The sequence below is a fragment of the Streptomyces sp. NPDC024687 genome (assembly GCF_055559055.1).
In genome coordinates, this window is the sequence record NZ_JBVHLJ010000004.1 from 1 (window position 1) to 25452 (window position 25452).

At 68.8% G+C, this 25452-nt stretch carries 21 protein-coding genes, 1 rRNA gene and 1 riboswitch; of the genes, 16 read left to right on the forward strand and 6 right to left on the reverse strand.

All coding sequences use genetic code 11. From position 1 onward, the window contains the following. Positions 1-134: 134 nt before the first annotated feature. The 11 genes from rrf (at position 135) to ACZ39I_RS16725 (ending at position 10406) form a co-directional block, all read left to right on the forward strand. Positions 135-251 (forward strand): 5S ribosomal RNA (rrf, locus tag ACZ39I_RS16675). 108 nt (positions 252-359) lie between these two features. Beyond that, entirely contained in the window at positions 360-968 is a 609-nt protein-coding gene (locus ACZ39I_RS16680; protein ID WP_467245128.1) for a CDP-alcohol phosphatidyltransferase family protein, read from the forward strand. A 113-nt stretch (positions 969-1081) separates the two neighbouring features. Continuing rightward, positions 1082-3577: a mannose-1-phosphate guanyltransferase gene (locus ACZ39I_RS16685; RefSeq protein WP_352392107.1), complete on the forward strand. Its 2496-nt coding sequence runs from the start codon at positions 1082-1084 to the stop codon at positions 3575-3577. Between the two features lie 95 nt (positions 3578-3672). Further along, complete coding sequence (locus tag ACZ39I_RS16690) at positions 3673-4581, forward strand: DUF881 domain-containing protein (protein WP_467245129.1); 909 nt, start codon at positions 3673-3675, stop codon at positions 4579-4581. Further along, positions 4578-4910, forward strand: coding sequence for a small basic family protein (locus ACZ39I_RS16695; protein ID WP_003988855.1), 333 nt, complete (start codon positions 4578-4580; stop codon positions 4908-4910). Before ACZ39I_RS16690 ends, ACZ39I_RS16695 begins: the two co-directional genes overlap by 4 nt. Positions 4911-4915: 5 nt before the next feature. Further along, positions 4916-5755: a DUF881 domain-containing protein gene (locus ACZ39I_RS16700; protein ID WP_467245130.1), complete on the forward strand. Its 840-nt coding sequence runs from the start codon at positions 4916-4918 to the stop codon at positions 5753-5755. Positions 5756-5816: 61 nt separating this feature from the next. Then, complete coding sequence (locus ACZ39I_RS16705) at positions 5817-6722, forward strand: FHA domain-containing protein (RefSeq protein WP_403667326.1); 906 nt, start codon at positions 5817-5819, stop codon at positions 6720-6722. 18 nt (positions 6723-6740) lie between these two features. Beyond that, complete coding sequence (gene ftsR / locus ACZ39I_RS16710; protein WP_467245131.1) at positions 6741-7478, forward strand: transcriptional regulator FtsR; 738 nt, start codon at positions 6741-6743, stop codon at positions 7476-7478. Positions 7479-7554: 76 nt separating this feature from the next. Further along, complete coding sequence (locus ACZ39I_RS16715; protein WP_004002801.1) at positions 7555-8028, forward strand: bifunctional nuclease family protein; 474 nt, start codon at positions 7555-7557, stop codon at positions 8026-8028. A gap of 263 nt (positions 8029-8291) precedes the next feature. Beyond that, on the forward strand, positions 8292-8990 hold the full coding sequence (locus ACZ39I_RS16720) for a MerR family transcriptional regulator (RefSeq protein ID WP_352392103.1): 699 nt from the start codon (positions 8292-8294) through the stop codon (positions 8988-8990). A 57-nt stretch (positions 8991-9047) separates the two neighbouring features. Continuing rightward, positions 9048-10406 (forward strand): DNA polymerase IV, encoded by a 1359-nt coding sequence (locus ACZ39I_RS16725; RefSeq protein WP_467245132.1) that lies wholly within the window; start codon positions 9048-9050, stop codon positions 10404-10406. 345 nt (positions 10407-10751) lie between these two features. On the opposite strand, the gene ACZ39I_RS16730 is transcribed toward ACZ39I_RS16725, so the two are convergent. After that, the gene (locus ACZ39I_RS16730; RefSeq protein WP_451472026.1) at positions 10752-11129 is read right to left on the reverse strand and encodes a PRC-barrel domain-containing protein; all 378 of its coding nucleotides are present in this window, start codon (positions 11127-11129) and stop codon (positions 10752-10754) included. Positions 11130-11252: 123 nt separating this feature from the next. Further along, positions 11253-11348: riboswitch (glycine riboswitch) on the forward strand. Positions 11349-11523: 175 nt separating this feature from the next. Here ACZ39I_RS16730 and gcvP point away from each other — a divergent pair. Continuing rightward, positions 11524-14409 (forward strand): aminomethyl-transferring glycine dehydrogenase, encoded by a 2886-nt coding sequence (gcvP, locus tag ACZ39I_RS16735; RefSeq protein ID WP_467245133.1) that lies wholly within the window; start codon positions 11524-11526, stop codon positions 14407-14409. A gap of 54 nt (positions 14410-14463) precedes the next feature. Here gcvP and ACZ39I_RS16740 read toward each other — a convergent pair whose 3' ends face one another. Together ACZ39I_RS16740 and ACZ39I_RS16745 are read right to left on the reverse strand one after the other, a co-directional pair. Further along, positions 14464-14883, reverse strand: a complete 420-nt coding sequence (locus ACZ39I_RS16740; protein WP_467245134.1) for a TOBE domain-containing protein — start codon at positions 14881-14883, stop codon at positions 14464-14466. 47 nt (positions 14884-14930) lie between these two features. Further along, on the reverse strand, positions 14931-16883 hold the full coding sequence (locus ACZ39I_RS16745; protein WP_467245135.1) for an APC family permease: 1953 nt from the start codon (positions 16881-16883) through the stop codon (positions 14931-14933). A gap of 884 nt (positions 16884-17767) precedes the next feature. Between ACZ39I_RS16745 and ACZ39I_RS16750 the strand changes: the two genes are divergently transcribed. From ACZ39I_RS16750 to ACZ39I_RS16765, 4 genes are read left to right on the forward strand one after another with little or no spacing between them, the layout of a single operon-like run. After that, complete coding sequence (locus ACZ39I_RS16750; protein ID WP_467245136.1) at positions 17768-19063, forward strand: extracellular solute-binding protein; 1296 nt, start codon at positions 17768-17770, stop codon at positions 19061-19063. A 6-nt stretch (positions 19064-19069) separates the two neighbouring features. After that, complete coding sequence (locus tag ACZ39I_RS16755) at positions 19070-20068, forward strand: carbohydrate ABC transporter permease (RefSeq protein ID WP_467245137.1); 999 nt, start codon at positions 19070-19072, stop codon at positions 20066-20068. Beyond that, positions 20065-20898, forward strand: a complete 834-nt coding sequence (locus ACZ39I_RS16760; protein WP_406175151.1) for a carbohydrate ABC transporter permease — start codon at positions 20065-20067, stop codon at positions 20896-20898. The genes ACZ39I_RS16755 and ACZ39I_RS16760 overlap by 4 nt, the downstream gene beginning before the upstream one ends. 57 nt (positions 20899-20955) lie before the next feature. Then, positions 20956-21999 carry an endo-1,4-beta-xylanase gene (locus ACZ39I_RS16765; protein WP_467245138.1) on the forward strand — a complete coding sequence of 348 codons (1044 nt, stop codon included), beginning with the start codon at positions 20956-20958 and terminating at the stop codon, positions 21997-21999. An 865-nt stretch (positions 22000-22864) separates the two neighbouring features. Here the strand turns inward: ACZ39I_RS16765 and ACZ39I_RS16770 are convergent. The 3 genes from ACZ39I_RS16770 to ACZ39I_RS16780 form a co-directional block, all read right to left on the reverse strand. Then, positions 22865-23902 carry a LacI family DNA-binding transcriptional regulator gene (locus ACZ39I_RS16770; protein WP_467245139.1) on the reverse strand — a complete coding sequence of 346 codons (1038 nt, stop codon included), beginning with the start codon at positions 23900-23902 and terminating at the stop codon, positions 22865-22867. A gap of 193 nt (positions 23903-24095) precedes the next feature. Next, positions 24096-24293: a DUF5999 family protein gene (locus ACZ39I_RS16775; RefSeq protein ID WP_352392092.1), complete on the reverse strand. Its 198-nt coding sequence runs from the start codon at positions 24291-24293 to the stop codon at positions 24096-24098. 375 nt (positions 24294-24668) lie between these two features. Next, a complete protein-coding gene (locus ACZ39I_RS16780; RefSeq protein ID WP_390003873.1) occupies positions 24669-25235 on the reverse strand; it encodes a hypothetical protein in 567 nt (188 codons plus the stop codon). Between the last annotated feature and the right edge of the window lie 217 nt (positions 25236-25452).

The window sequence follows — 25452 nt, forward strand, 5'->3', positions numbered from 1 at the left end:
CCGGATCTGGAAGGCGGGTAACCGCTGGAGGTGACCGGTACTAATAGGCCGAGGGCTTGTCCTCAGTTGCTCGCGTCCACTGTGTTAGTTCTGAGGCAACGACTGTGCTTTTTCCGGTCGTAACTTCATAGTGTTTCGGTGGTCATAGCGTGAGGGAAACGCCCGGTTACATTTCGAACCCGGAAGCTAAGCCTTACAGCGCCGATGGTACTGCAGGGGGGACCCTGTGGGAGAGTAGGACACCGCCGAACTCCTTTTAGAGCTCCGGCTCTTGGGCACCAGCCCAAGAGCCGGAGCTTTTTTGCGTTGAGGTAGGGTCAGGGAGCATCGTCGGCACATTTCCCACAGGAGGCTCCCGGGTGGAGGTCCAGGAGACCCGGGTCCAGACGGACCGGGTCCTCACCATCCCCAACATCCTCAGCATGGCGCGGCTCGCTGGGGTGCCGCTCTTCCTGTGGCTGATCCTCAGGCCCGAGTTCGGAGGGCCCAAGAGTGACACCTGGGCGCTGCTGGTACTGGCGCTGAGCGGGATCAGCGACTACCTGGACGGCAAGCTCGCCCGGCGGTGGAACCAGATCAGCAGCCTCGGCCGGCTGCTCGACCCCGCGGCCGACCGCCTCTACATTCTCTCGACTCTGGTCGGCCTCACCTGGCGCGAGATTCTGCCAATCTGGTTGACGGCTGCACTGCTCTTGCGAGAGCTGATGCTCCTGGTGATGGTGGGCATCCTCAGGCGTCACGGTTATCCGCCGCCGCAGGTGAACTTCCTCGGCAAGGCCGCCACCTTCAACCTGATGTACGCGTTCCCGCTGCTCCTGCTCAGTGACGGAACTGGATGGATCTCGTCACTCGCTGCTATTTTCGGATGGGCGTTCGCCGGATGGGGTACAACGCTGTACTGGTGGGCAGGAGTGCTCTACGTGGTACAAGTCCGCCGCCTGGTCCGTGCGGACGCCACGGCCGACTGAACTCGCCCGTTGGCACGGCCGTAGCGGCTCGATGGCCCCCGGCATAAAAGTGCGGGACAATCTGGACGGGTGAAGTCGGCTAGACCGTATCTCTTAAGGAGGACGCTTCCGACATGAAGGCCGTCGTGATGGCCGGAGGCGAAGGCACACGCCTTCGTCCCATGACCTCGAGCATGCCCAAGCCGCTCCTGCCGGTGGTGAACCGGCCGATCATGGAGCACGTGCTGCGGCTGCTCAAAAGGCATGGGCTCAACGAGACCGTCGTCACCGTTCAGTTCCTGGCCTCACTGGTCAAGAACTACTTCGGTGACGGTGAAGAGCTCGGAATGGAGCTCACCTATGCCAATGAGGAGAAGCCACTCGGTACCGCCGGAAGCGTCAAGAACGCCGAAGAGGCGTTGAAGGACGATGCTTTCCTCGTCATCTCCGGTGATGCCCTGACCGACTTCGACCTCACCGAGCTCATCAACTTCCACAAGGAAAAGGGCGCACTGGTCACCGTCTGTCTGACACGTGTGCCCAACCCCCTCGAATTCGGCATCACCATCGTTGACGAGGAAGGCAAGGTCGAGCGCTTCCTGGAGAAGCCGACCTGGGGCCAGGTCTTCTCGGACACGGTGAACACGGGCATCTACGTCATGGAGCCCGAGGTCTTCGACTACGTCGACCCCGATGTGCCCGTGGACTGGTCCGGCGATGTCTTCCCGCAGCTGATGAAGGAAGGCAAGCCGGTCTACGGCTATGTCGCGGAGGGCTACTGGGAGGACGTCGGCACCCACGAGAGCTATGTGAAGGCACAGGCCGACGTCCTGGAGGGCAAGGTCGACGTCGAGATCGACGGCTTCGAGCTCTCCCCGGGCGTATGGGTGGCCGAGGGCGCCGAGGTGCATCCCGACGCCGTTCTCCGTGGTCCGCTGTACATCGGCGACTATGCCAAGGTCGAGGCCGGCGCGGAGATCCGCGAACACTCCGTCGTGGGCTCGAACGTCGTCGTGAAGAGCGGAGCCTTTCTGCACAAGGCCGTTGTGCACGACAACGTGTATGTGGGCCAGCAGAGCAATCTCCGTGGCTGTGTCGTCGGGAAGAACACCGACATCATGCGCGCGGCTCGTATCGAGGACGGCGCGGTCATCGGTGACGAGTGCCTCATCGGCGAGGAATCGATCATTCAGGGGAATGTGCGGGTCTACCCGTTCAAGACCATCGAAGCCGGTGCCTTCGTCAACACCTCGGTCATCTGGGAGTCCCGGGGCCAGGCGCATCTCTTCGGCGCCCGTGGCGTCTCCGGCATCCTCAACGTCGAGATCACCCCCGAACTCGCGGTCCGGCTGGCAGGCGCCTACGCGACGACCCTCAAGAAGGGTTCGACCGTCACCACCGCCCGTGACCACTCCCGCGGCGCGCGGGCACTGAAGAGGGCGGTGATCTCCGCACTGCAGACCAGCGCCATCGACGTACGCGACCTGGAGAACGTACCGCTGCCCGTGGCGCGGCAGCAGACCGCGCGGGGGAGTGCCGGCGGGATCATGATCCGGACCACGCCCGGGGTGCCGGACTCCGTGGACATCATGTTCTTCGACGGCCAGGGTGCGGACCTTTCGCAGGGCAGTCAGCGCAAACTGGACCGGGTGTTCGCACGGCAGGAGTACCGGCGGGCGTTCCCCGGCGAGATCGGGGACCTGCACTTCCCCGCCAGCGTCTTCGATTCGTACACCGGCTCGCTGTTGCGGAACGTCGACATCACCGGGATCTCCGAGGCCGGGCTGAAGGTCGTCGTGGACGCGTCGAACGGCAGCGCCGGTCTGGTGCTGCCGAGCCTGCTCGGGAAGCTCGGCGTGGACTCGCTGACCATCAACCCGGGGCTTGACGAGTCCAGGCCGACGGAGACGGCGGATGCCCGGCGGTCGGGGCTGGTGCGGCTCGGCGAGATCGTGGCGTCCGCGCGGGCCGCGTTCGGCGTGCGGTTCGACCCTGTGGGTGAGCGGTTGTCCCTCGTCGACGAGAAGGGGCGGATCATCGAGGATGACCGGGCGCTGCTCGTCATGCTCGATCTGGTCGCCGCTGAGCGGCGCAGCGGCCGGGTGGCGCTGCCGGTGACCACCACGCGGATCGGCGAGCAGGTGGCGGCGTACCACGGCACGCAGGTCGAGTGGACGACCACCTCGCCCGACGATCTGACCAGGGTCGGACGGGACGACTCGACGATCTTCGGTGGTGACGGCAAGGGTGCCTTCATCATCCCGGAGTTCAGCAGCGTCTTCGACGGTACGGCGGCCTTCGTACGGCTGATCGGACTGGTCGCGCGGACCCAGCTGACGCTCAGCCAGATCGACGCGCGGATTCCGCGGGCGCATGTCCTCAAGCGGGATCTGGCGACTCCGTGGGCCGTCAAGGGGCTGGTGATGCGCAGGGTCGTGGAGGCGGCGGGCGATCGCTTTGTCGACACGACCGACGGTGTTCGGGTCGTCGAGACCGACGGACGCTGGGTGATGGTCCTGCCGGACCCGGCGGAGGCGGTCACGCATCTGTGGGCCGAGGGTCCCGACGACGCGTCCGCGCAGGCCCTGCTGGACGAGTGGTCGGCGGTCGTGGACAGCGCCGGCCGCTGAACCACGCACGCGTGCGTGCCGGACATGTGTCCCCAAGGGGGCCTGTCCGGCACGCCGATGGGGCCATTCGGAGGTAGGGGCCGCGACGTGCGACGATGTGCGGCATGCCGCAGCAGTCCCCCATTCGGAGCACCCCCACGCGCCCGTCGCGCCCGGACGCCTCCATGTCGCTGCTCACCAACGTCATGGACCACAGCCTCGACGACGGGTACGCCGAGGCCGCGGCCCGCAAGAAGGCCGCCGGCGACGCCAAGTTGCCCAGGACACTGCGGGCGAGACTGGGGCTGGCCGTCGGCCTGGTGCTCGCCGCTCTCGTGGTCACCGTCGGGGCGGCGCAGGCACGGGTGGCCGCCCCGGTCGTGGCCAAGGAGCGCGAGGAGCTCATCGACCGTATCGACCGCGAGACCGAGACGGCGGACAAGCTCGAGGAGAGCGTCGACCAGCTGCGTGACGACGTCAGCACCCGGCAGCGCGAGGCTCTCAAGCAGAGTGGTGACAGTGGCCAGGCCGATCTCGTGGGCATTCTGTCGGGCGCCGTGGAGGTGCACGGCCCCGGCGTCAAACTGGTCGTGAACGACGCCAAGGAAGCCAGCACGGGCGGCGGCGACGGGAACCCGCGTGAGACCTCGGGATTCTCCGACACCGGGCGGGTGCGCGACCGTGACATGCAGCGGGTCGTGAACGGGCTGTGGGAGTCCGGTGCCGAAGCCGTCTCCGTCAACGGACAGCGGCTGACCGCGCTGTCGGCGATCAGGGCCGCGGGTGACGCGATACTGGTCGACAACAAGCCGCTGGTTCCGCCCTATACGGTGCTTGCTGTGGGGGACGGGCAGCGGCTGAGCACCAGGTTCCAGGACAGTGCCGACGGGCTGTATCTGCACGCCCTGGAAGAGAACTACGGCATCCGGACCGCCATCTCCGTGGAGGACGACCTCCGGCTGCCGGCTGCACCGAGTGTGATCGTACGTACAGCAGAGCCGAGAACTGAGAAGGGCACATCGTGATCGCCGTACTGGGCCTCGTCGTGGGAGTCGTGGCCGGCCTGTTGGTCCGGCCCGAGGTTCCGGCGGTTGTCGAGCCTTATCTGCCGATCGCCGTGGTGGCGGCGCTCGACGCCGTCTTCGGGGGGCTGCGGGCCATGCTGGACGGCATCTTCGACGACAAGGTGTTCGTCGTGTCGTTCCTGTCGAACGTGGTCGTGGCCGCGCTGATCGTGTTCCTGGGCGACAAGTTGGGCGTGGGCGCCCAGTTGTCGACGGGTGTCGTCGTCGTGCTCGGCATCCGGATCTTCTCGAACGCCGCGGCGATCCGCCGGCACGTCTTCCGGGCGTGAGGCCGATGAGCGAACCGGAAGAGACGCCCGAATACAGGTTGCGCAAGGAACTGCCCGAGGAACTCCCGGCGACCTCTCCCGCGGAAGCGGAAGCGGAAGCGGAGGCGCAGGAGGAGCCCGGGCTCACCGGCCGTCAGAGGCTCGTGAACGGGCTGTGGCCGCCGCGTGTGACGCGGGCCCAACTCATCGTCGCGGTACTGCTGTTCGGCCTCGGATTCGGCCTGGCGGTTCAGGTGGCGTCCAACAGCGACAGCGACAGTGCGCTACGGGGAGCGCGGCAGGAAGATCTCGTACGCATCCTCGATGAACTGGACGACCGTACTCAGCGTCTTGAAGACGAGAAGCAGGGCCTCGAGAAGCAGCGGGACGAGCTGGAGAACAGCTCTGACCAGGCAGAGGAGGCCCGCAAGCAGACGGTCGAGAAGGAGCGGCAACTCGGCATCCTCGCGGGCACCGTGGCCGCGCAGGGGCCGGGCATCACGATGACGATCGAGGACACCAAGGGGGCGGTCGAGGCGGACATGCTGCTCGACGCCATCCAGGAACTGCGAGCGGCCGGGGCGGAGGCGATCCAGGTGAACGGCGTACGGGTCACCGCAGGCACCTATCTGTCGGATTCGGACAAGAGCGTGAGCGTCGACGGGAACAAGATCACCGCGCCGTTTCGTTTCAAGGTCATCGGCAATCCGCAGGACCTCGAACCGGCGCTGAACATCCCTGGAGGTGTGGTGCAGACTCTCGAGAAGGAGCAGGCCACCGTCGCCGTCGAGCGGTCGGACAAGATCGTCGTGGACGCCTTGCGAGCGGCGAAGCGGCCTGACTACGCTCGGTCGTCCTCCCGGTGAACCGGCGGCGCATGGGGGGCAATCGGCCAGGGCATGAGGTTGCGGGGGGTCGGCGCACCGAATGGGTGGTGCGTGGTGGAAACTGTCTGGTGGAAACGGACGTTGTGAGGGTGTCCGGGTCGACCGGTGTGTTCAATCAGGGTTCGTCCTGCCCCACGGGCGGGTCTGTTTCGGTCAAGGGGAATCGCCCGTGAAGTTGTTTGCGAAGTTGTTCGGCAAGAGCGCGCGAGAAGGTAGCGACAACGCGACCGCTCGTCATCGCGCACAGCCCGACGCCGAGGGTCAGCGCCCGCTGTTCCGGGACCAGGTCGCCGGTCAGGGTGGTGACGTTTCCGGAGGTCAGGGCGTGCCGTCTGTTGACCCCGCCCAGTCCGGCGGCATAGGTTTCGGGCAGCCGTCAACCTCAAGTACGGGTGGAGGGTTTTCCCCTATGTCGGCCCTGGTGTGTACGAGGTGCGGTAACCGCAACGCGGAGAACAGCCGCTTCTGCTCCAACTGCGGCGCTCCGCTGCGGGCCGGGGCCGTGCCCGAGCGTCCCTCGGAGACGACCTCCACCATCTCCATCTCGGGACTCGAGGCCTACGACTCCGAGGTCACCGGCCAGACGCAGATGCCGGCGCTCTCGCCGGAGGCACAGGCGGCCGTCGACGCGCTTCCGCTGGGCTCCGCGCTCCTGGTGGTGCGCCGCGGGCCGAACTCGGGCAGCCGCTTCCTGCTGGACGGCGAGCTGACCACGGCCGGGCGGCACCCGCAGAGCGACATCTTCCTCGACGACGTCACGGTCTCGCGTCGGCACGTGGAGTTCCGCCGCGGTCAGGACGGCTCGTTCACGGTGTCCGACGTGGGCAGTCTCAACGGCACGTACGTCAACCGCGAGCGGATCGACTCGGTCGCTCTGAACAACGGCGACGAGGTGCAGATCGGCAAGTACCGGCTGGTGTTCTACGCGAGCCAGCAGGGCTACTGACCCTCCCAGGGAAGGTCCATGCTTCAAACACCGAGCGGCGGTGCCGGCCACGGCACCGCCGCCACGGACAGTGGGCTGATGAGCATCGGCACAGTGCTGAACGTGCTGCGCGACGAGTTCCCCGAAGTCACGATCTCCAAGATCCGTTTCCTGGAGTCCGAGGGCCTCATCGAGCCGCAGCGGACCCCCTCCGGGTACCGCAAGTTCAGCAACCGGGACGTCGAGCGCCTCGGCCACGTCCTGAGGATGCAGCGGGACCACTATCTGCCGCTCAAGGTGATCCGGGAGCACCTGGACGCCATGGAGCGCGGCGAGGCCGTCGCCCTGCCCACAGTGGGCCGCCAGCGGGACGGAGAAACGGTCCTGGAGGTCTCCGAGGGCCCCACCGTGGCCCGGGTCGGCCGGGCAGAGCTGCTCGCCGCCGCCGAGATCGACGAGCCGCAGCTGGCGGAGTGGGAGGCGTACGGCCTCATCACGCCGCTGCCGGACGGGGCCTACGATGCCGAGGCGGTGACGGTGGCGGCGCTTGTCGTGGAACTCGGGCGGTTCGGGATCGAGCCGCGGCATCTGCGCGCGATGAAGGCGGCCGCCGACCGTGAGGCCGGGCTCGTGGACCAGGTGGTGGCCCCGCTGAAGCGCCACCGCAACCCGCAGACCCGCGCACACGCCGAAGCTCGCGCCAAGGAACTCGCGGGGCTGACCGTGAAGCTGCACGCGGCACTTGTGCAGACCGCGCTCGGCGTGCGCCTGCCCTGAGGGTGCCGGGGGCCGGATCGTCACCCGTTTCCTGCCCGACTACCCAAACGTCCCGGGCACGGCCTAGGGTTGCTGTGTGAACGAGCTCGATGTCGTAGGTGTCCGGGTCGAAATGCCCTCCAACCAACCGATCGTGCTCCTGCGTGAAGTGGGAGGCGACCGCTACCTCCCCATCTGGATCGGGCCGGGGGAGGCGACGGCCATCGCCTTCGCGCAGCAGGGCATGGCCCCCGCACGACCACTGACCCACGACCTGTTCAAGGACGTGCTGGAGGCGGTCGGCCAGGAGCTCACCGAAGTGCGCATCACGGATCTGCGTGAGGGCGTCTTCTACGCGGAGCTGGTCTTTGCCAGCGGGGTCGAGGTGAGCGCGCGGCCGTCCGACGCCATAGCGCTGGCCCTGCGCACCGGGACGCCGATCTACGGCAGCGACGGAGTGCTCGACGACGCCGGTATCGCCATTCCGGACGAGCAGGAGGACGAGGTGGAGAAGTTCCGCGAGTTCCTCGACCAGATCTCCCCCGAGGACTTCGGCACCAGCAGTCAGTGAGACGGATGCGGCCGAGCCGGCGGATCAGTGGTCCGTGACGGCTCGGCCGTGTCCGGTCGTCACGGAAATGCCGGCATTTGCCACCGGCGCGTGAGAGCGTCCTGCGGCCCGTTCGGAGCGCAACCCGCTAGCCTTTCCCCGCGGTGGGGTACGGGAAACCACTCCTAGGGTGATTATCACTCGGCGTGCCGAGTGTGGCGATCGTTGACGCACCCCTGGTGACTGCCTACCGTCGAGAAGGCAGGTCAAGGACGGAGGTCGGCGTGAGAAGCAGCGGCGACGGTACGGCTGGGGGTGCCCCCGGACGGAGTCTCGGGGCAAGCGGTCCGTACCCTCCCCCAAGCTCTCAACTGCGTTCGAGTTGGGGGGATCCCCATCACGGCAGCCCGTTTCAGGGCAGCGCGGCCGATCACGCTCCGCAGCGACCGGCGGCCGTGCCGAGCAGCGGAGGGGCGACGTCCATGGCGTCCGAGGAGATCGGCTATCGCGGCCCTACGGCCTGCGCGGCGGCCGGCATCACCTACCGGCAACTCGACTACTGGGCGCGCACCGGGCTCGTGGAGCCGAGCGTGCGGCCCGCTCACGGGTCGGGGACGCAGCGGCTCTACAGTTTCCGGGACGTCGTCGTCCTGAAGATCGTCAAGCGGTTCCTCGACACCGGTGTGTCGCTGCAGAACATCCGCACCACGGTCCAGCACCTGCGTGAGCGCGGTTTCCAGGATCTGGAGCGGATGACGCTCATGAGCGACGGGGCCACGGTCTACGAGTGCACCTCGCCCGACGAGGTGCACGCGCTGCTCCAGGGTGGCCAGGGGATCTTCGGGATCGCCGTGGGCGTGGTGTGGCGGGATGTCGAGAGCGCCCTGTCGCAGCTGCACGGGGAGCGCATCGACACCGGCGAGACGCTCATCGGACACAACCCGGCGGACGAGCTGGCCAGGCGCCGCAACCGGGCGGTCTGACGCTGCCCCGCTCGCATCGGCGGGGCATTGTCAGTGGCGTAGGGCAGCATCGGACATGTGAGAAAAGCGCCCACGATCCTGCATCTCGACATGGATGCCTTCTACGCCTCGGCGGAGCAGGCGTCCAAGCCGAGTCTGCGCGGGAAGGCGGTCGTCGTGGGCGGGCTGGGGCCGCGCGGTGTGGTGGCCACCGCGTCCTACGAGGCCCGGGTGTTCGGGGTGCATTCGGCGATGCCCATGGCCCAGGCGAGACGGCTCGCGCCGAACGCCGCGTATCTCGTGCCGCGCTTCGGGTTCTACAAGGCGATCAGCGAGCAGGTGATGGCGCTGCTGCGGGCGCTGTCGCCGCTGGTGGAGCCACTGAGCCTGGACGAGGCGTTCGTCGATCTGGAGGCCGGTGGAGCGGCCTGGGACGAGGCGTCGGCGCGGCTGGTCGGGGCGAAGCTGCGGGCCGACATACGGGCCGGGACAGGCCTCACGGGGTCGGTGGGGCTGGCCGCGTCCAAGATGCTCGCGAAGATCGCCTCCGAGCAGGCCAAGCCGGACGGGCTGGTGGTGATCGAGCCGGGCACCGAGCGGGCGATGCTTGGGCCGATGTCGGTGCGGACCCTGCCCGGGGTGGGGCCGGCGACCGGGGACCATCTGCGGCGGGCCGGGATCCATACCGTCGACGAGATCGTCGAGGCGGGGGAGGACGAGCTCGTACGGCTGCTCGGGAAGGCGCACGGGCACGGGCTGTACGCCATGGCGCTGGCGCGGGACGAGCGGGCCGTGGTGGCGGAGCGGGAGACGAAGTCGGTGTCGGTGGAGGACACGTACGACGTGGACATCCATGACCGGGTTCGGGTGGGGCTCGAGGTGCAGCGGTTGGCGGACCGGTGTGTGCGCAGGCTGCGGGAGGCAGGGCTGTCGGGGCGGACCATCGTGTTGAAGGTGCGGCGGTACGACTTCTCGACGCTGACGCGGTCCGAGACCCTGCGGGGGCCCACGGATGATCCTGCGGTGGTGAAGGAGGCCGCCCTGCGGTTGCTGGAGGGCGTCGACTCGACGGGGGGTGTGCGGTTGCTGGGGGTGGGGGTTTCCGGGCTTGCCGACTTCACTCAGGAGGATCTGTTCGCCCAGGCGGCGGGGGAGGCAGCGGATCCTGGCGTCGAGGAGGTGGCTGATGACGTTCCTGCCGAGGAGCGGGACGTGGTGGTCGAGCGGCGGTGGGTCGCCGGACATGACGTGCGGCATGCCGAGTACGGGCACGGGTGGGTGCAGGGGAGCGGGCTGGGCAGGGTGACCGTGCGGTTCGAGACGCCGGATTCGGAGCCGGGGCGGGTGCGGACGTTTCGTGTCGATGATCCTCGGCTGGAGTCGGCCGAGCCGTTGCCGTTGGTCGAAGTGACGGGTTCACGTCCGCAACACGCGTGACGGGTTCGTTGCGGCCGACGGGGCTTGTGCTGCGAAGCCGGGCGGGTGCGGACGTTTCTTGTGGATGATCCTGGGCTTGAGTCGGCTGCGCCGTTGCCGTTGGTCGAGGTGATGGGTGCACGTCCGCATCACTCGTGACGGGTTCGTTGGCGGGCGCGGATGGCCCCAGTGGGGTTGACCGCAGTGGGCGGCCGACGGGGGCGTGGTGGGGCGGTTGACGGGGCTTGTGCTGCGAAGCCGGGGCGGGTGCGGACCTTCCGTGTCGGTGATCCTCGGCTGAAGTCGGCCGAGCCGTTGCCGTGCGCGTCCGCACCACCCGTGACGGGTTCGTCGGCGGGCGCGGCGTCAGGCTTCCGCGTCTCCCGTGCCGGCCAGCTTGCCGAAGTCCCGGTCCGGGAACGGGGGTGGGGCCGCCAGGTCGAGGCCGTAGTGGTGGTAGAGCTGGAGTTCCTGCTCGGGGGAGAGGTGGCGGCCCACGCCGAAGTCGGGGGCGTCCTTGATGAGGCTGCGGTCGAAGGGGACGTGCAGGGTGCCGTCGACCAGCTCGCTCGGCTCCAGGGGGACGAAGGCGTCCCGGGAGAAGAGGCCGGTGCGTATGGCAGCCCACTCCGGCACGCCCGTCGCGTCGTCGAGGTAGACCTCGTCAACGGTGCCGATCTTGGTGCCGTTGCGGTCGAACGCCTTGCGGCCGATCAGGTTGCGCGGATCGATGTCGGTCTGCACGTGCCCTCCACTTGGTCGCAAATCATCCGAAGCGGTCGTAAACACTACGAAAGAGCACATCGGGGTGTGCGGCCACTCGAAGACCCGTGCGGCGCCCTCGCTGGTAGGCTTGCCAGCGGCTGCTGATCCCGTGCGGGAGAGTCCTCCGGACACCATCGGAGGCGCCGAAGGAGCAAATCCTCCCCGGAATCTCTCAGGCTCACGTACCGCACGGACGAGGTCACTCTGGAAAGCAGGGCGGGTGTCGACGGCTTCCGCTCTCACCGACGGTGAAAGCCGGCGGCCTTCGGGCGGCCGGTGAAGCTCTCAGGTCGAGATGACAGAGGGGGAGGCCGTCGGGGTACCCGTGCCGGGGTACCCCTCGAAGGTCGCGTCAGACCAGGAGGCCTCCGCAATGACCGCCCACCGCACTCCGCTCTCCGAGCTCGAACAGGGCATCCCCTTCGAGCAGCGCCACATCGGCCCTGACCACGAGGCTTGCGCCAAGATGCTCGCGCAGGTCGGTTACGGCTCGCTGGACGAGCTCACGGCCGCCGCCGTGCCCGATGTGATCAAGAACGCCGATGCGCTGGAACTGCCCGGTGCGCGTACCGAGGCCGAGGTGCTGGCCGAACTGCGGTCGCTGGCCGACCGGAACCAGGTGCTCGACTCCATGATCGGGCTCGGGTACTACGGCACCTTCACTCCGCCCGTCATCCTCCGTAACGTCATGGAGAACCCTGCCTGGTACACGGCCTACACGCCGTACCAGCCGGAGATCTCGCAGGGGCGGCTCGAGGCTCTGCTCAACTTCCAGACCATGGTCGCCGACCTCACCGGGCTGCCGACCTCCGGCGCCTCGCTGCTCGACGAGGGGACCGCGGCGGCCGAGGCCATGGCACTGTCCCGCCGGATGGGGAAGAACAAGAAGGGCCTCTTCCTCGTCGACGCCGACGCGCTGCCGCAGACCATCGCCGTGATCCAGACCCGCGCCGAGCCGACCGGTCTGGAGGTCGTCGTCGCCGACCTCAGCGACGGGATCCCGGCCGAGGTCGCCGCACGTGAGATCAACGGGGTGCTCGTCCAGTACCCCGGCGCCTCCGGGGTCGTACGGGACATCAAGCCGCTCATCGACCAGGCTCACGAGCTCGGCGCGCTCGTGACCGTGGCCGCCGATCTGCTCGCGCTGACCCTGCTGAAGTCGCCGGGCGAGCTCGGGGCGGACATCGCGGTCGGGACCACCCAGCGGTTCGGCGTGCCGATGGGATTCGGCGGGCCGCACGCCGGATACATGGCCGTACAGGAGAAGTTCGCCAGGAGCCTGCCCGGGCGGCTCGTGGGCGTGTCCGTGGACGCCGACGGCAACAAGGCCTACCGGCTCGCTCTGCAGACGCGTGAGCAGCACATCCGCCGGGAGAAGGCGACCAGCAACATCTGCACCGCGCAGGTGCTGCTCGCGGTCATGGCCGGGATGTACGCCGTCTACCACGGGCCCGACGGGCTGAGGGGCATCGCGCGGCGGACGCACCGGTACGCGAACATCCTCGCCGCGGGGCTGACGGCCGGCGGGGTCGAGGTCGTGCACGGCTCCTACTTCGACACGCTGACCGTGCGGGTGCCGGCGAAGGCCGCCGAGACCGTGGCCGCGGCGCGGCGGAACGGCGTCAACCTCCACCTCGTCGACGCCGACCATGTGTCCATCGCGTGTGACGAGACCACCGCGCGGGCCCAGCTGAGTGCCGTGTGGAACGCCTTCGGGGTCGAGGCCGACATCGAGGAGCTGGACGCGGCCACCGAGGAGGCGCTGCCGGACGCGCTGCTGCGCGGCGACGCCGTCCTCACCCACCCCGTCTTCCACCAGCACCGCTCCGAGACCGCGATGCTGCGCTACCTGCGCAGGCTGGCCGACCGGGACTACGCGCTGGACCGCGGCATGATCCCGCTGGGCTCCTGCACCATGAAGCTCAACGCGACCACGGAGATGGAGCCGGTCACCTGGCCCGAGTTCGGGCAGCTGCACCCCTTCGCGCCCGCCGAGCAGGCGCAGGGCTACCTCACGCTCATCCGCGAGCTGGAGGAACAGCTCGCCGAGGTCACCGGGTACGACAAGGTGTCGCTGCAGCCCAACGCGGGGTCGCAGGGCGAACTGGCCGGGCTGCTCGCCGTACGCGGGTACCACCGGGCCAACGGGGACGAGCAGCGGACCGTGTGTCTGATCCCGTCGTCCGCGCACGGGACCAATGCCGCCAGCGCCGTGATGGCGGGCATGAAGGTCGTCGTCGTCAAGACCGCAGGGGACGGTGAGATCGACGTCGAGGACCTGCGGGCCAAGATCGAGCAGTACCGCGACGAGCTGTCGGTGCTGATGATCACGTACCCCTCGACGCACGGGGTGTTCGAGGAGCACGTCGCCGACATCTGCGCGCAGGTGCACGAGGCGGGCGGGCAGGTCTACGTCGACGGGGCCAACCTCAACGCTCTGGTGGGACTGGCCAAGCCGGGGCACTTCGGCGGTGACGTCTCCCACCTGAACCTGCACAAGACCTTCTGCATCCCGCACGGGGGCGGCGGCCCGGGCGTCGGTCCGGTCGGCGTACGGGCGCACCTGGCGCCGTATCTGCCGAACCACCCGATGCAGCCCGAGGCCGGGCCGGAGACGGGCGTGGGGCCCATCTCGGCCGCTCCCTGGGGCTCCGCGGGCATTCTGCCGATCTCCTGGGCGTACGTCCGGCTCATGGGCGGTGAGGGGCTCAAGCGGGCCACGCAGGTGGCGGTGCTCTCCGCCAACTACATCGCCAAGCGGCTCGAGCCGCACTACCCCGTGCTCTACACCGGTCCCGGCGGGCTGGTCGCGCACGAGTGCATCATCGATCTGCGGCCGCTGACCAAGGCGACCGGGGTGAGCGTCGACGACGTGGCCAAGCGGCTCATCGACTACGGCTTCCACGCGCCGACCATGTCGTTCCCGGTGGCCGGGACCCTGATGATCGAGCCGACCGAGTCCGAGGACCTGACCGAACTCGACCGGTTCTGTGAGGCGATGATCGCCATTCGCGGAGAGATCGAGAAGGTCGGCACCGGGGAGTGGGCCGCCGACGACAACCCGCTGCGCAACGCCCCGCACACCGCCGGCGCGCTGGGCGGCGAGTGGGAGCACGCGTACACGCGCGAGGAGGCCGTGTTCCCGGCCGGGGTGTCGGTCGCGGACAAGTACTGGCCGCCGGTGCGGCGGATCGACCAGGCCTTCGGTGACCGCAACCTGGTGTGTTCGTGCCCGCCGCTGGACGCGTACGAGGACTGACTCGATGCGATGAGGGCCCCGTTTCGGCGGGGCCCTTTCTCGTTGTGGCGGGGTCTACTCCTTCGCCAGTGACACCTCGGTCGACTTGATGAGGGCGACCACGGGGGTGCCGACGGCCAGGGCGAGGTCCGTCGCAGAGTCCGTTGTGATCGCGGAGGTGAACTCGCCGCCCTCGACGGCGATCTTCACCGTGGCCATGGCGGCGCCGGTGGCCACGGCGGTGACCGTGCCCGGGAGCTGGTTGCGGATGGACAGGCCCCGGACCGGGGCGGTGGCGAGGGAAACCTCCGTCGACTTCACCAGGGCGCGTACGGAAGAACCCTGGGTGAGGCCGAGATCCTCCACGGCATCGAGGGTGATCGCGGCAGTGAGGTCCTGCCCACCGTCGAGGCGGATCTTGACCGTCGCCATGGCCTCGCCCCGGGTGACGGTGGTGACGGTGCCGGGGAGCTGGTTGCGGATGCTCAGGATCATGGGCATCAACTTAGGGCCGTACGCAGCGTATGTCGGGTATGTGCCGGTCAGCCGGTGTGGACGCGCGGACGGCGGGCGCGGTCGGGTTCCGCCTCGCGCAGGACCTCCCGGGTGACGGGGGCGACCTCGCCCTGGCCGAAGAGGAAGAAGCGCAGGAAGTGGTGGAAGGGGCTGCCCTCGGTCCATTCGAAGTAGATGTGGGGGGTGCAGCCGGTGAGGTCGCGGACATGCAGGAGGAGGGCGGCCAGGGCGTTCGGGATGGAGGAGGACTCCAGGGTCAGGACGCGGTAGCGGCCGTGCAGGACTTCACCGCGGACGGTCAGGCCCGCCTCGAACTCGGAGGGGTCCAGGACGGTGACCTCGACGAAGACGAAGTCCTCGCCGGGGATGTCGTTGTCGGCCCGGATCTGTTCGATCTTGTCGCGGTATTCGGCCTGGTCACGCTGGTCGGGCTGGTTGGCGATGAAGCGGATCTTGCGGCTGGCGATGTCGCGGATGAAACGTTCCGCCATGGCGTCCAGCCGCACGCTGGTCACGCGCAGCTCGAAGGCACGGGCCAGCCGGGAGAGCAGGGAGACGAGGATGATGCCGGCGATGAAGCAGGCGCCGATCTTGACACCGTCGGGGCGTTCGATGACGTTCGCGACGGTGACGTAGAGGAAGACCGCCGAGATGACCGCGAAGCCGATCGTCCAGCCCCGCTGGCCGGCCTTGCGCGCCGCGATGGTCACCGCGATCGCGGCGGAGCTGATGAGGACCAGGACGCCGGTGGCATAGGCGCCGCCCTGGGCGTCGACGTCGGCATCGAAGATCCAGGTGACCAGGAAGCCGATGAGGGTGAAGACCATGACCATGGGGCGTACGGCGCGGGCCCAGTGCGGGGCCATGCCGTAGCGGGGCAGGTAGCGGGGCATCAGGTTGAGCAGGCCGGCCATCGCGGAGGCGCCGGCGAACCACAGGATGGCGATGGTCGAGATGTCGTAGACCGTGCCGAAGACGCCGCCCAGGTAGTCGTGGGCGAGATACGCGAGGGCGCGGCCGTTGGCCTGGCCGCCCGACTCGAACTCCTTCTCCGGGATCAGGAGAGTGGTGATGAAGCTGGTGGCGATCAGGAAGACGCTCATGATCAGGGCGGCGGCGGTGAGCAGTTTCTTGGTGTCGCGGATCCGGCCGGTCGGACGCTCCTCGGTGTCACCGGACTCGCCCTTGACGTGGGGCATGACGGCGACGCCGGTCTCGAAGCCGGACAGGCCGAGCGCGAGCTTGGGGAAGACGAGCAGGGCCACGCCGACCATGGCGAACACGTTGCCGTGCTCGGCGGTCAGGGCGCCGGACCAGTCCGTGATCACATGCCCTGCCGTGATGACGTGCCACAGACCGACCGCGACCACCACGACGTTGAGACCGAGATACAGGCCGACCAGGGCGACCGCGACACCGATCGCCTCCAGGAACCCCTTGAGGAAGACCGCGCCGAGCAGGGCGACCAGGACGAGGGTGATCAGCATCTTCTGGTCGTGCAGGGCGCCGGTCAGATGGGGGTTCTCGATCAGGTGGGTCGAGGCGTCCGCCGCGGACAGCGTGATGGTGATCAGGAAGTCGGTGGCGGCGAAGCCGAGCAGGGTCAGAACGAAGAGCTTGCCCTGCCAGAAGGACAGCAGGCGCTCCAGCATGGCGATGGAGCCCTCGCCGTGGGGGCTCTCCTCGGCCACGCGGCGGTAGACCGGCAGGGCGCCGGCCAGGGTGACCAGGACGAGCACGATGGTGGCGACGGGGGAGAGGAGGCCGGCCGCGAGGGCGGCGATGCCGGGCTGGTAGCCGAGGGTGGAGAAGTAGTCGACGCCGGTCAGGCACATCACCCGGTACCAGGACTGGCCCTGGTGCGGGGGTTCGGGTTGGGCGTGCGGGCCCGTGTGGCCGCCGCCCTTGCCCATGTCGGACAGACCCTCCAGCATCCATGCACGCAGACGACCGGAGGGTGGGTCTTCGGTGAGGGCCATCGGGGGTGCTCCTGGGGTGCTGCTCGGCTGGGATCCGGCCGTCCGTCTGACGGCGGGATCAGCGTAAGCGGAGAGTGATGTTCGGGCCTCTGGCTGGAGGGTCTACGGGCGTCAAACTTCCGTTAAGACTCGGGTCGTGGGGTCCGGCGGCGGGTGATGAGCCAGATGAGGGGCGACGCACGTTCCCGTGTGAGCCGCGTGGGTGGGGCGGCGGAGGTGGACACGCAGAGTCATGGCGGGGTCGGGGAATTACGGCGCCCGCCAAGGCGTGGAGGGGCTGCGTGAACCCGCGCCCGAAACGTGGTAGCGCCGAGAGGCCGGGACGGCAACGCCGCCGCACACGGACGGGGCGTCACTGCCGGTCACCCCGGCCCCTGGTCGGTGCCAGCCTTCTGGGCCTGGGTGATGCGGTCTGTGGGGGATCTCCGCGCGGACCGCTTCGTAATGTTCGCCCGTGCTACCGAATGTTTCGGCTGCTCCGATGGTCGGATGGCGTCGGATGTGCGGTCCCTCGGCCATCGGAGGTTACCCCCGACCCGGTGTGCTGCGGGCCGATCCGGTCCTTGTCAGGGGCTCGGTGCGTGGCCGTCGCGGGATGCCCACGCCCGGATGTCCCGGCGCCGGAGGGAGTCGCGTGAAGCGGCGCGGATCGGCGATCGCACGGCAAGTGTTCGTACGGCAAGCGGTCCTGGTTCTTCGAAGCGAGCCCTTCCGGGGGTGAGTTGGCGACTCGATCCGCGAACATTCCCCCCGCACAGGGGGTTGCCACCGTTCCGTAGCTGTCTCTAGGGTGCGGCAGCAGCGAAGCTTTCTGGATCTATTCCGAAACTTTCGGACCGCAGGACGGACAAGGACGGCTCCGTCCCGTACTCAAGGAGCGCATCATGGGCGACCCGGCACTGTCCCGCCGTGGCTTTCTGGCGGCGTCCGCCGCGGCCGGTCTGGGCATGACGACACTGACCGGCTGTGGCGGCGACTCGGACGGAGGATCGTCCGACGGGACCACCACGGTGGAGTGGTGGAACATCTCCACCACCGAGCCGGCGAAGAGTGTCTGGGCGGCCCTCGCCAAGAAATTCGAGGCCGCGAACCCCAAGGTCAAGATAAAGATCGTTCAGCTGGAGAACGACGCCTACAAGTCGAAGATGACGGCGCTGACCGCCTCCGGGAAGCTCCCCGACATCTTCCACACCTGGGGCGGCGGCGTCCTCAAGCAGCAGGTCGACGCGGGGCTCGTCGAGGACCTGACCGACCGGACCAAGCCGTGGGCCGACGGTCTGCTGAAGGTCACCAAGGAGCCGTACATCCTCGACGACAAGGTCTACGGCATTCCCTTCGACATGGGCATGATCGGCTTCTGGTACAACAAGAAGCTCTTCCAGCAGGCCGGTGTCAGCGAACCCCCCACCACCTGGGGCGGCTTCCTGGAGGCCGTGAGCAAGCTGAAGTCGAAGAACATCACGCCCATCGCCCTGGCCGGCAAGGAGAAGTGGCCCGGCATGTACTACTGGGCCTACCTCGCGATGCGCACCGCCGGTATCGACGCCCTCCAGAAGGCCAGCGAGGACAAGGACTTCACCGGCGCCGGGTTCGTCGAGGCCGGTCGGCACCTCAAGGAACTCGTCGCCCTCCAGCCCTTCCAGAAGGGCTTCCTCAACGCCGCCTACTCCACGCCCACCGGCCAGGCGGCGGCCGTCGGCAACGGCAAGGCGGCCATGGAACTCATGGGCCAGTGGGCCCCGTCCGTCCAGGCCGACTCCGGCAAGGGTCTCGGTAACGACCTGGGCTTCTTCCCCTTCCCCGCGGTCGAGGGCGGCAAGGGCGCCATCACCGAGGTGTTCGGCGGAGGCGGCGGACACGCCCTGCGCCGGGGTGCCCCGCAGGCGGCGGTCGACTTCCTGAAGTTCTTCGCCTCCGAGGCCACCGAGCTGGAACTGGTCAAGAAGACCAGCGTCCTTCCCGTGCTCCCGAACGCCGAGAAGGCCATGACCGACCCCAACCTCAAGCTCGTACAGGCCCAGTTGAAGGCCGCCACCGGCTTCCAGCTCTATCTCGACCAGGCGTACGCGCCCGCCGTGGGCCAGGAGGTCAACGACAGCGTGGCCGCGCTGATCGCCGGCTCCAAGTCCCCGGAACAGGTCGCCCAGTCGATCACGCAGACCGCGAAGGAAGAGCAGTAGCCCGCGATGACCTCCACGTTCCTCGCAGACAAGCGGAGCGGTCCGGGCACCGAACTCCCGCCCCCGGAATCGGTCAGGGCCCGGGGGCGGGGCCGTCGGCGCGTACTGCACTGGCTGACCGCGGTCAGTTTCCAACTGCCCGCCCTGGTGCTGTTCATCGGCATGGTCCTGCTGCCGATGCTGTTCGCGCTGTACGCCGCGTTCTTCCGCTGGGGCGGCTTCGGCATGCCCTCCGACTACGTCGGCATGGACAACTTCACGGCTCTCTTCGACAACCCGGTCTTCCTGGGCGACCTGTGGCGCTGCCTGGTGCTGGTCGTGCTGTCCCTCGCGTTCCAGCTGCCGTTCGCGCTCGCCATGGCGGTCCTGCTCAACCAGAAGCTGCGCGGCAGAGCCGTCTACCGGATGCTGTTCTTCGCCCCGTATGTCCTGTCCGAGGCGATCACCGGCGTGCTGTTCAGCATGGTCTTCGCCCCGGACTCCGGTCTCGCCGACCACATCTTCGGCGCGGTCGGCCTGGACGGCCTGGGCGGGCTGTGGTTCGCCGATCCCTCCTACGTCATGGCGACGCTCTTCCTGGTCATGATGTGGAAGTACTTCGGCTTCCACATGATGCTCTACCTGGCCGGACTCCAGTCCATCCCACGGGAGTTGACCGAGGCGGCCCTCATCGACGGCGCCAGTGCCTGGCAGCGTTTCCGCAACGTCACCCTGCCGCTCCTCGCGCCCACCCTGCGGATCAGCGTCTTCCTGTCGGTCATCGGTTCCATCCAGCTCTTCGACCTGGTGTGGGTGGTCACCCAGGGCGGCCCCGACCACCACTCCGAGACCATGGCCGTGACCATGTTCCAGTACGGCTTCAAGCGCTACCAGGTCGGCTACGCCAGCGCGATCAGCGTGGTCATGTTCGGCATCTGCCTCGTCTTCGCCCTCGCCTACCAGCGGTTCGTGCTCCGCCGCGACCTCGAAGGGGCCACCACGACGATGAGGGGGGACGGTCGATGACCGCCCGCAACAGCACCGCACGGACCCTGCCCCTGCACCTGGTCCTCGTCGCCGTCGGCGCGGTGATGGTCGTACCCCTGGTGTACGCCGTCCTGTCCGGGTTCAAGTCCACCGACGAGCTCTCCAGCAACCCCTTCGGGCTGCCGAAGCACTGGCGGACCGGCAACTACACCGACATCCTGGCCGGCTCGGACTTCTGGCGGCTGCTCGGCAGCAGCACCCTGATCGCGGTCGGTACGACCGTCCTGGTGGTCGCCGCGTCCGCGCTGGCCGCGTTCTCCTTCGCGCGGTTCGCCTTCCGCGGCCGGGAGGCGCTGTTCACGCTCTTCACGATGGGGCTGATGTTCCCCTTCGCGGTGGCGGTGCTCCCGCTGTTCCTGCTCCTGCGCTCGCTCGGTCTGCTGGACAACCCACTGGGCGTGATCCTTCCGCAGGCCGCCTTCGGACTGCCGATGACGATCATCATCCTGCGGGCCTTCTTCCGGGAGATCCCCGGTGAGCTGGAGGAGGCGGCCACCCTCGACGGGTGCAGCCCCTTCGGGTTCTTCTGGCGGGTGCTGCTGCCCATGGCACGGCCCGCGCTCGGCACGGTCTCGGTGCTCGCCGTCGTCACCAGCTGGAACAACTTCATGCTGCCGCTGCTGGTGTTCACCGACAACACCTGGTGGACGCTCCCGATCGGCGTGCAGCAGTTCCAGGGCCAGTACTCCGCGGAGTACGCCCGCGTCTTCGCCTATCTCGTCCTGGCGATGGTTCCCGCCCTCGCCTTCTACTCGGTCGCCGAGCGCCAGCTCGTCGGCGGCCTCACCGCGGGCGCGACGAAGGGATGACCCCGGCGCCTTCGGCAGTACGGCTCACACCCACCCGCACGTGAGGAGTCGCACCACATGCGCAAGAACCGTCTCAGACTCGCCGGAGCCCTCGCGGCCGTCCTGGTCGCCGCGGGCATCGCCACCGGGCCCGCCGCCCAGGCCCACGGCAAGCCGCAGACCCTCGCCGACCTCGCCCAGCGGCACGGCCGCTACTTCGGCAGTGCCACCGACAACCCCGAGCTCGTCGACGAGCCGTACAAGAAGATCCTCGGCAGCGAGTTCGACCAGATCACGCCCGGCAACGGCATGAAGTGGTACGCCACCGAACCCCAGCAGGGCGTCTTCGACTGGACCGCGGGCGACGAGATCGTCAACCTCGCCCGCGCGCACCACCAGAAGGTGCGCGGCCACACCCTCGTCTGGCACAGCCAGCTGCCCGACTGGATCACCTCGCGGGAGTGGACGGCGGCCGAGCTGAGGCCCGTACTGAAGAAGCACATCCAGACCGAGGTACGGCACTACCGGGGCAAGGTGTTCGCCTGGGACGTCGTCAACGAGGCCTTCAACGAGGACGGCACCTACCGGGAGACCGTCTTCTACAAGACCCTCGGCCCCGGTTACATCGCCGACGCCCTGCGCTGGGCCCGCCAGGCCGACCCCAAGGTCAAGCTCTACCTCAACGACTACAACATTGAGGGCGTGGGCCCGAAGAGCGACGCCTACTACAACCTGGCCAAGCAGCTGAAGGCGCAGGGCGTCCCGCTCGACGGCATCGGTCTCCAGGCCCATCTGGCGCTCCAATACGGCTATCCGACCACGCTGGAGGACAACCTGCGCCGCTTCTCCAAGCTGGGCCTCGACACCGCGCTCACCGAGGTCGACATCCGGATGATCCTGCCCGCGACCGAGGAGAAGCTGGCCCAACAGGCCGACTGGTACGCCGACGTGACCGACGCGTGCCTCGCGGTGCGGCGGTGCGTCGGCATCACCATCTGGGACTACACCGACAAGTACTCCTGGATCCCGGCGTTCTTCGACGGCGAGGGCGCCGCGCTGCCGTGGGACGAGCAGTTCCAGCCGAAGCCGGCGTACTACGCGATCCGGGCGGCGTTGAAGTAGGGGCTGGGTGGTTGCGGCGTCCCGGCTGTCCTGCCGGGGCGCCGGCGACGACGGACGGGTGGGATCGACGGTCCCACCGGGGCAGGAACCCTGGCTGCGCCCACCTGGCCGGCCGGGGTTCGTCAGACGCGGCGAGCCCCTGGCGCTGCCGAGCCGGTGCGGGGCGTTGCCCTCCGCACGGGTTCGGGGCTTGGGCCGGGTGGGTTGCGGGGGAGTCCTTCGTTCGCAGACCCCCTCGGCCGGCGGCCGTTGTGGCTCGGCCTGATCGGGTGCGGTGAGAGTCGGCCGCTCGCAGCGCTCGGGCGGGAGGTGTTCGTTCTGCCCTGTCCCGGTCAGGCGGAGCGGGAACCGTGCGCTCGCATCCGGCGGCGGGAGGCGTTCAGTCTGGCTTGGGCCGGTCGGGCTGCGTCGGAAGTGCCTGCCTGTGGCGCGGCTCGGCGGGGGCCGATCGTTTTGGCCTGGCCCGGAAGGTCGGGCCAGGAATGCCTGCCCACCCCAGGTCGACGAGGGCCGAGCGTTCTCGCCTGGCCCTGTCAGGCCGGGCGAAGGTCGGCCGTCCGCACCCACTCCGCAGGTTCCCGCCGACGTATTGGGCTCGCCCTCTGGATGGCGTGGCGGATCAGGCAGGTACCGCTTCAGCTGCCCGGTGAGTGATGGACGCCGTCGGCGGGGCCGCTTCGCGCGGGCGGGTGCGGTGGTGTCGGGGGGTATCGCCGTGGGCCGTCGGGCAGTGGCCGGGGGGGCGTGCTCGACCGCACGGTCAGTGTTCGACCGCACCGCCAGCTCGCTCCAGTCCCGCCCAGTCCCGCGCGCGATGAGTCCGTAGGAGTTCCTCACGGGCCGGTTCAAGGCCACTGCCGGCATGTCAGGCCGTCGCCGGTGGTGCCGTGCTGGAGCGGATCACCAGCTCGGTGCCCAGTTCCACGCGGGGTGAGTGCGGGTGTTCCGCGCGGGCCAGTTCGAGGACTGTGCGGGCGGCCAGCTTGCCCATGTCGGCGAGGGGTTGGCGCACGGTCGTCAGCGGGGGTGCCGACCAGCGGACTTCCGGAAGGTCGTCGAAACCCACCACGCTCATGTCCTCCGGCACCCTCAGTCCACGCCTCCTCAGCGCCTCGATTGCGCCGAGGGCCATCTGGTCGCTGGCCGCGAACACGGCGGTCGGCGGGTCGGGCAGGTCGAGGAGCTTCTCGCACCCCGCGAAACCGGACTCCGGGTGGAAGTCGCCCGGCACGACCAGCGCCTCGTCGAGGGTGAGCCCGGCGCCTTCCAGGGCCGCACGGTAGCCGTCGAGGCGGGCCCGGGAACACAGCAGCCTCGGTGGTCCGGCGATCAGGCCGATCCTGCGGTGGCCCAGCGACAGCAGGTGTTCGGTGGCCGCGAGCCCTCCCGACCAGTTGGCGGCGCCGATGGTGGGGGCGTCCAGCGCGGGTGAGCCGGCCGGGTCGACGACCACCAACGGGACGCCGAGCGCGCGCAGTTCCTCATGGAGGACCGTGTCCAGCGCCGAGGTGACCAGGATGACCCCGCCGGAGGCGCGGGCGCGCAGGTTGCGCATCCACTCGCGGGCGTCGCCCGAGCGGCCGTGGATCGCGGAGACCACGGTGCCGACGCCTTCCGCGTGGGCGACCTCTTCGACTCCGCGGATGATCTCCACGGCCCAGGGGCTGTCGAGGTCGTTGAAGACCAGGTCGAGCAGGGCGACACGGGCGCCGGGGGCCGGGGCACGCTTGCGGTAGCCGTAGCGCTGGAGCAGTTCCTCGATCCGGGCGCGAGTGTGCGGGGACACGTCCGACCGACCGTTGACCACCCGGGACACCGTCGGCACCGAGACTCCGGCCTGCCGGGCGATCTCCGTGATGGTGACCCTGGCCCGGGGCTCGGCGCCGGCCTCGCCTGTTGTCACTTGCCCACCTCCGCGTCGGAGCCTCGAAAGCGTCGCGCTCGAAACTTCCAGGAGTCTTCCGGAAGAGTAGCCCCATACACAAGGCGTCACAGCGAGTGATCGCCGAGGAACATGCGTCGGGGCCGGTGCGCAGACGATGCTGCGAGCCGGCCCCTCAAGGTCTCCGGGCGGGACGCGGCCCGCCCGGGCGTGCTCAGGCGGCCGTGGCCCCCGCGAGCGGGCGGTGCGGGGCGATGACCCGACCGTCGGGCAGGAGCTCACCGGTGTCCTCGAAGAGCAGAACGCCGTTGCACAGCAGGCTCCAGCCCTGCTCCGGGTGGTGCGCCACGAGGCGGGCGGATTCCCGGTCGGCGGAGTCGGCTGTAGGACACGGTGACTGGTGCTGGCACATTGGTGGGATCTTTCGCTGTGTTGTGGTCATGACGTCCCCCGTCGTGATTACTCAGTCTGAACCCAGTGTTGCCCTACGAGCGCCAATCCGCAGGTATTTCGCATCACCACTTCTTCACAGGTTGGAGACGCATCACCCGGCCGGACGGTTCATCTCAACCGCACTGTCCCTTCGGGTGGTTGGAGGGGGCCGGAAAGGGCTAGTCCACCTGGACAGAGTCCCGCGTTCGGCTCGTCCGAGCCATTGTGCGCTCGTACGAGCAAATACTTTCCGAGTGATCCCTGCGGCTTTTCCACGACCGCAATGGCGCCCAAACGGAGTCGTACCCCGCTACCCGGAATTCCGGGGCGGGGTACGAGCGTCCGGGGCGAGGTTTCAAGCGGGTGAGCCGAGCAGCGGGGCCGGGGTCACCCGATGGGTCAGGACCGGGAGCAGCTCGGCGGCCCGGTGCGGGCGGTGGGCCGCGATGCCGGGCGGGGCGGGTGCCAGCGGGACGAGCAGGTCGGTGGCGGCGAGGCGGCCCGTGCCGGCGTCCGCCGCGCAGTCGCCGTGCAGCCATAGCGCGAGCATGTACAGGCCCGGGATGGACAGCAGGCGCGGTTGGTAGGGCTGCTGCATCACCTCCGCCTGACGCAGCGCGCGCTCGGTGGACGCGATGTAGGGGCCCTCGAAGAAGTGCGAGAACGCCCAGCCGTCCGGGGTGAGCATGGTCTCCGCGGCGGCCACCGAGCGCTCGCCGCAGCGGATCAGGAAACGCCACCCGGTCAGCCTGGTGGCGGTGCCGTCCAGGACGTGCACGGGCAGGGGGAGCTCGGGTGTGACGGGTCCCTGGGCGCGCAACAGGGAAGGGGTCCGGGCCTCGCGGACCGCGGTGGGCGAGGCGAGTGCGGTGAGGACGGAGCGAAGTGCGGGTGCGGGAGCCGGAGGGACATGCAGCGGCATGGTGGGTCGCCTCTCATTCGACAGGCACGGTGGCACGAGGGCGGGGGCGGACGACGCTGTCAGCTCACGGGTCAGAGAGGCGGGGGCCGGGGTCCGGTGACGCAGATGCGGGTGAGGACTGCCGTACGTCACTCGATGGCAGGATCCAGGACCGCGGGTGCCAACCCTCTGCCTTGTTCGCGGAGTTTATACGACATGTGTTGAGATGGTGTTTCGG

Coding starts and splice junctions, on each gene's coding strand:
- gcvP (WP_467245133.1), top strand. CDS start 11,524: ATGACCGCCCACCGCACTCCGCTCTCCGAGCTCGAACAGGGCATCCCC.
- ACZ39I_RS16700 (WP_467245130.1), top strand. CDS start 4,916: ATGAGCGAACCGGAAGAGACGCCCGAATACAGGTTGCGCAAGGAACTG.
- ACZ39I_RS16745 (WP_467245135.1), bottom strand. CDS start 16,883: ATGGCCCTCACCGAAGACCCACCCTCCGGTCGTCTGCGTGCATGGATG.
- ACZ39I_RS16775 (WP_352392092.1), bottom strand. CDS start 24,293: ATGTGCCAGCACCAGTCACCGTGTCCTACAGCCGACTCCGCCGACCGG.
- ACZ39I_RS16765 (WP_467245138.1), top strand. CDS start 20,956: ATGCGCAAGAACCGTCTCAGACTCGCCGGAGCCCTCGCGGCCGTCCTG.
- ACZ39I_RS16780 (WP_390003873.1), bottom strand. CDS start 25,235: ATGCCGCTGCATGTCCCTCCGGCTCCCGCACCCGCACTTCGCTCCGTC.
- ACZ39I_RS16685 (WP_352392107.1), top strand. CDS start 1,082: ATGAAGGCCGTCGTGATGGCCGGAGGCGAAGGCACACGCCTTCGTCCC.
- ACZ39I_RS16690 (WP_467245129.1), top strand. CDS start 3,673: ATGTGCGGCATGCCGCAGCAGTCCCCCATTCGGAGCACCCCCACGCGC.
- ACZ39I_RS16755 (WP_467245137.1), top strand. CDS start 19,070: ATGACCTCCACGTTCCTCGCAGACAAGCGGAGCGGTCCGGGCACCGAA.
- ACZ39I_RS16705 (WP_403667326.1), top strand. CDS start 5,817: ATGGGTGGTGCGTGGTGGAAACTGTCTGGTGGAAACGGACGTTGTGAG.
- ACZ39I_RS16740 (WP_467245134.1), bottom strand. CDS start 14,883: ATGATCCTGAGCATCCGCAACCAGCTCCCCGGCACCGTCACCACCGTC.
- ACZ39I_RS16760 (WP_406175151.1), top strand. CDS start 20,065: ATGACCGCCCGCAACAGCACCGCACGGACCCTGCCCCTGCACCTGGTC.
- ftsR (WP_467245131.1), top strand. CDS start 6,741: ATGCTTCAAACACCGAGCGGCGGTGCCGGCCACGGCACCGCCGCCACG.
- ACZ39I_RS16750 (WP_467245136.1), top strand. CDS start 17,768: ATGGGCGACCCGGCACTGTCCCGCCGTGGCTTTCTGGCGGCGTCCGCC.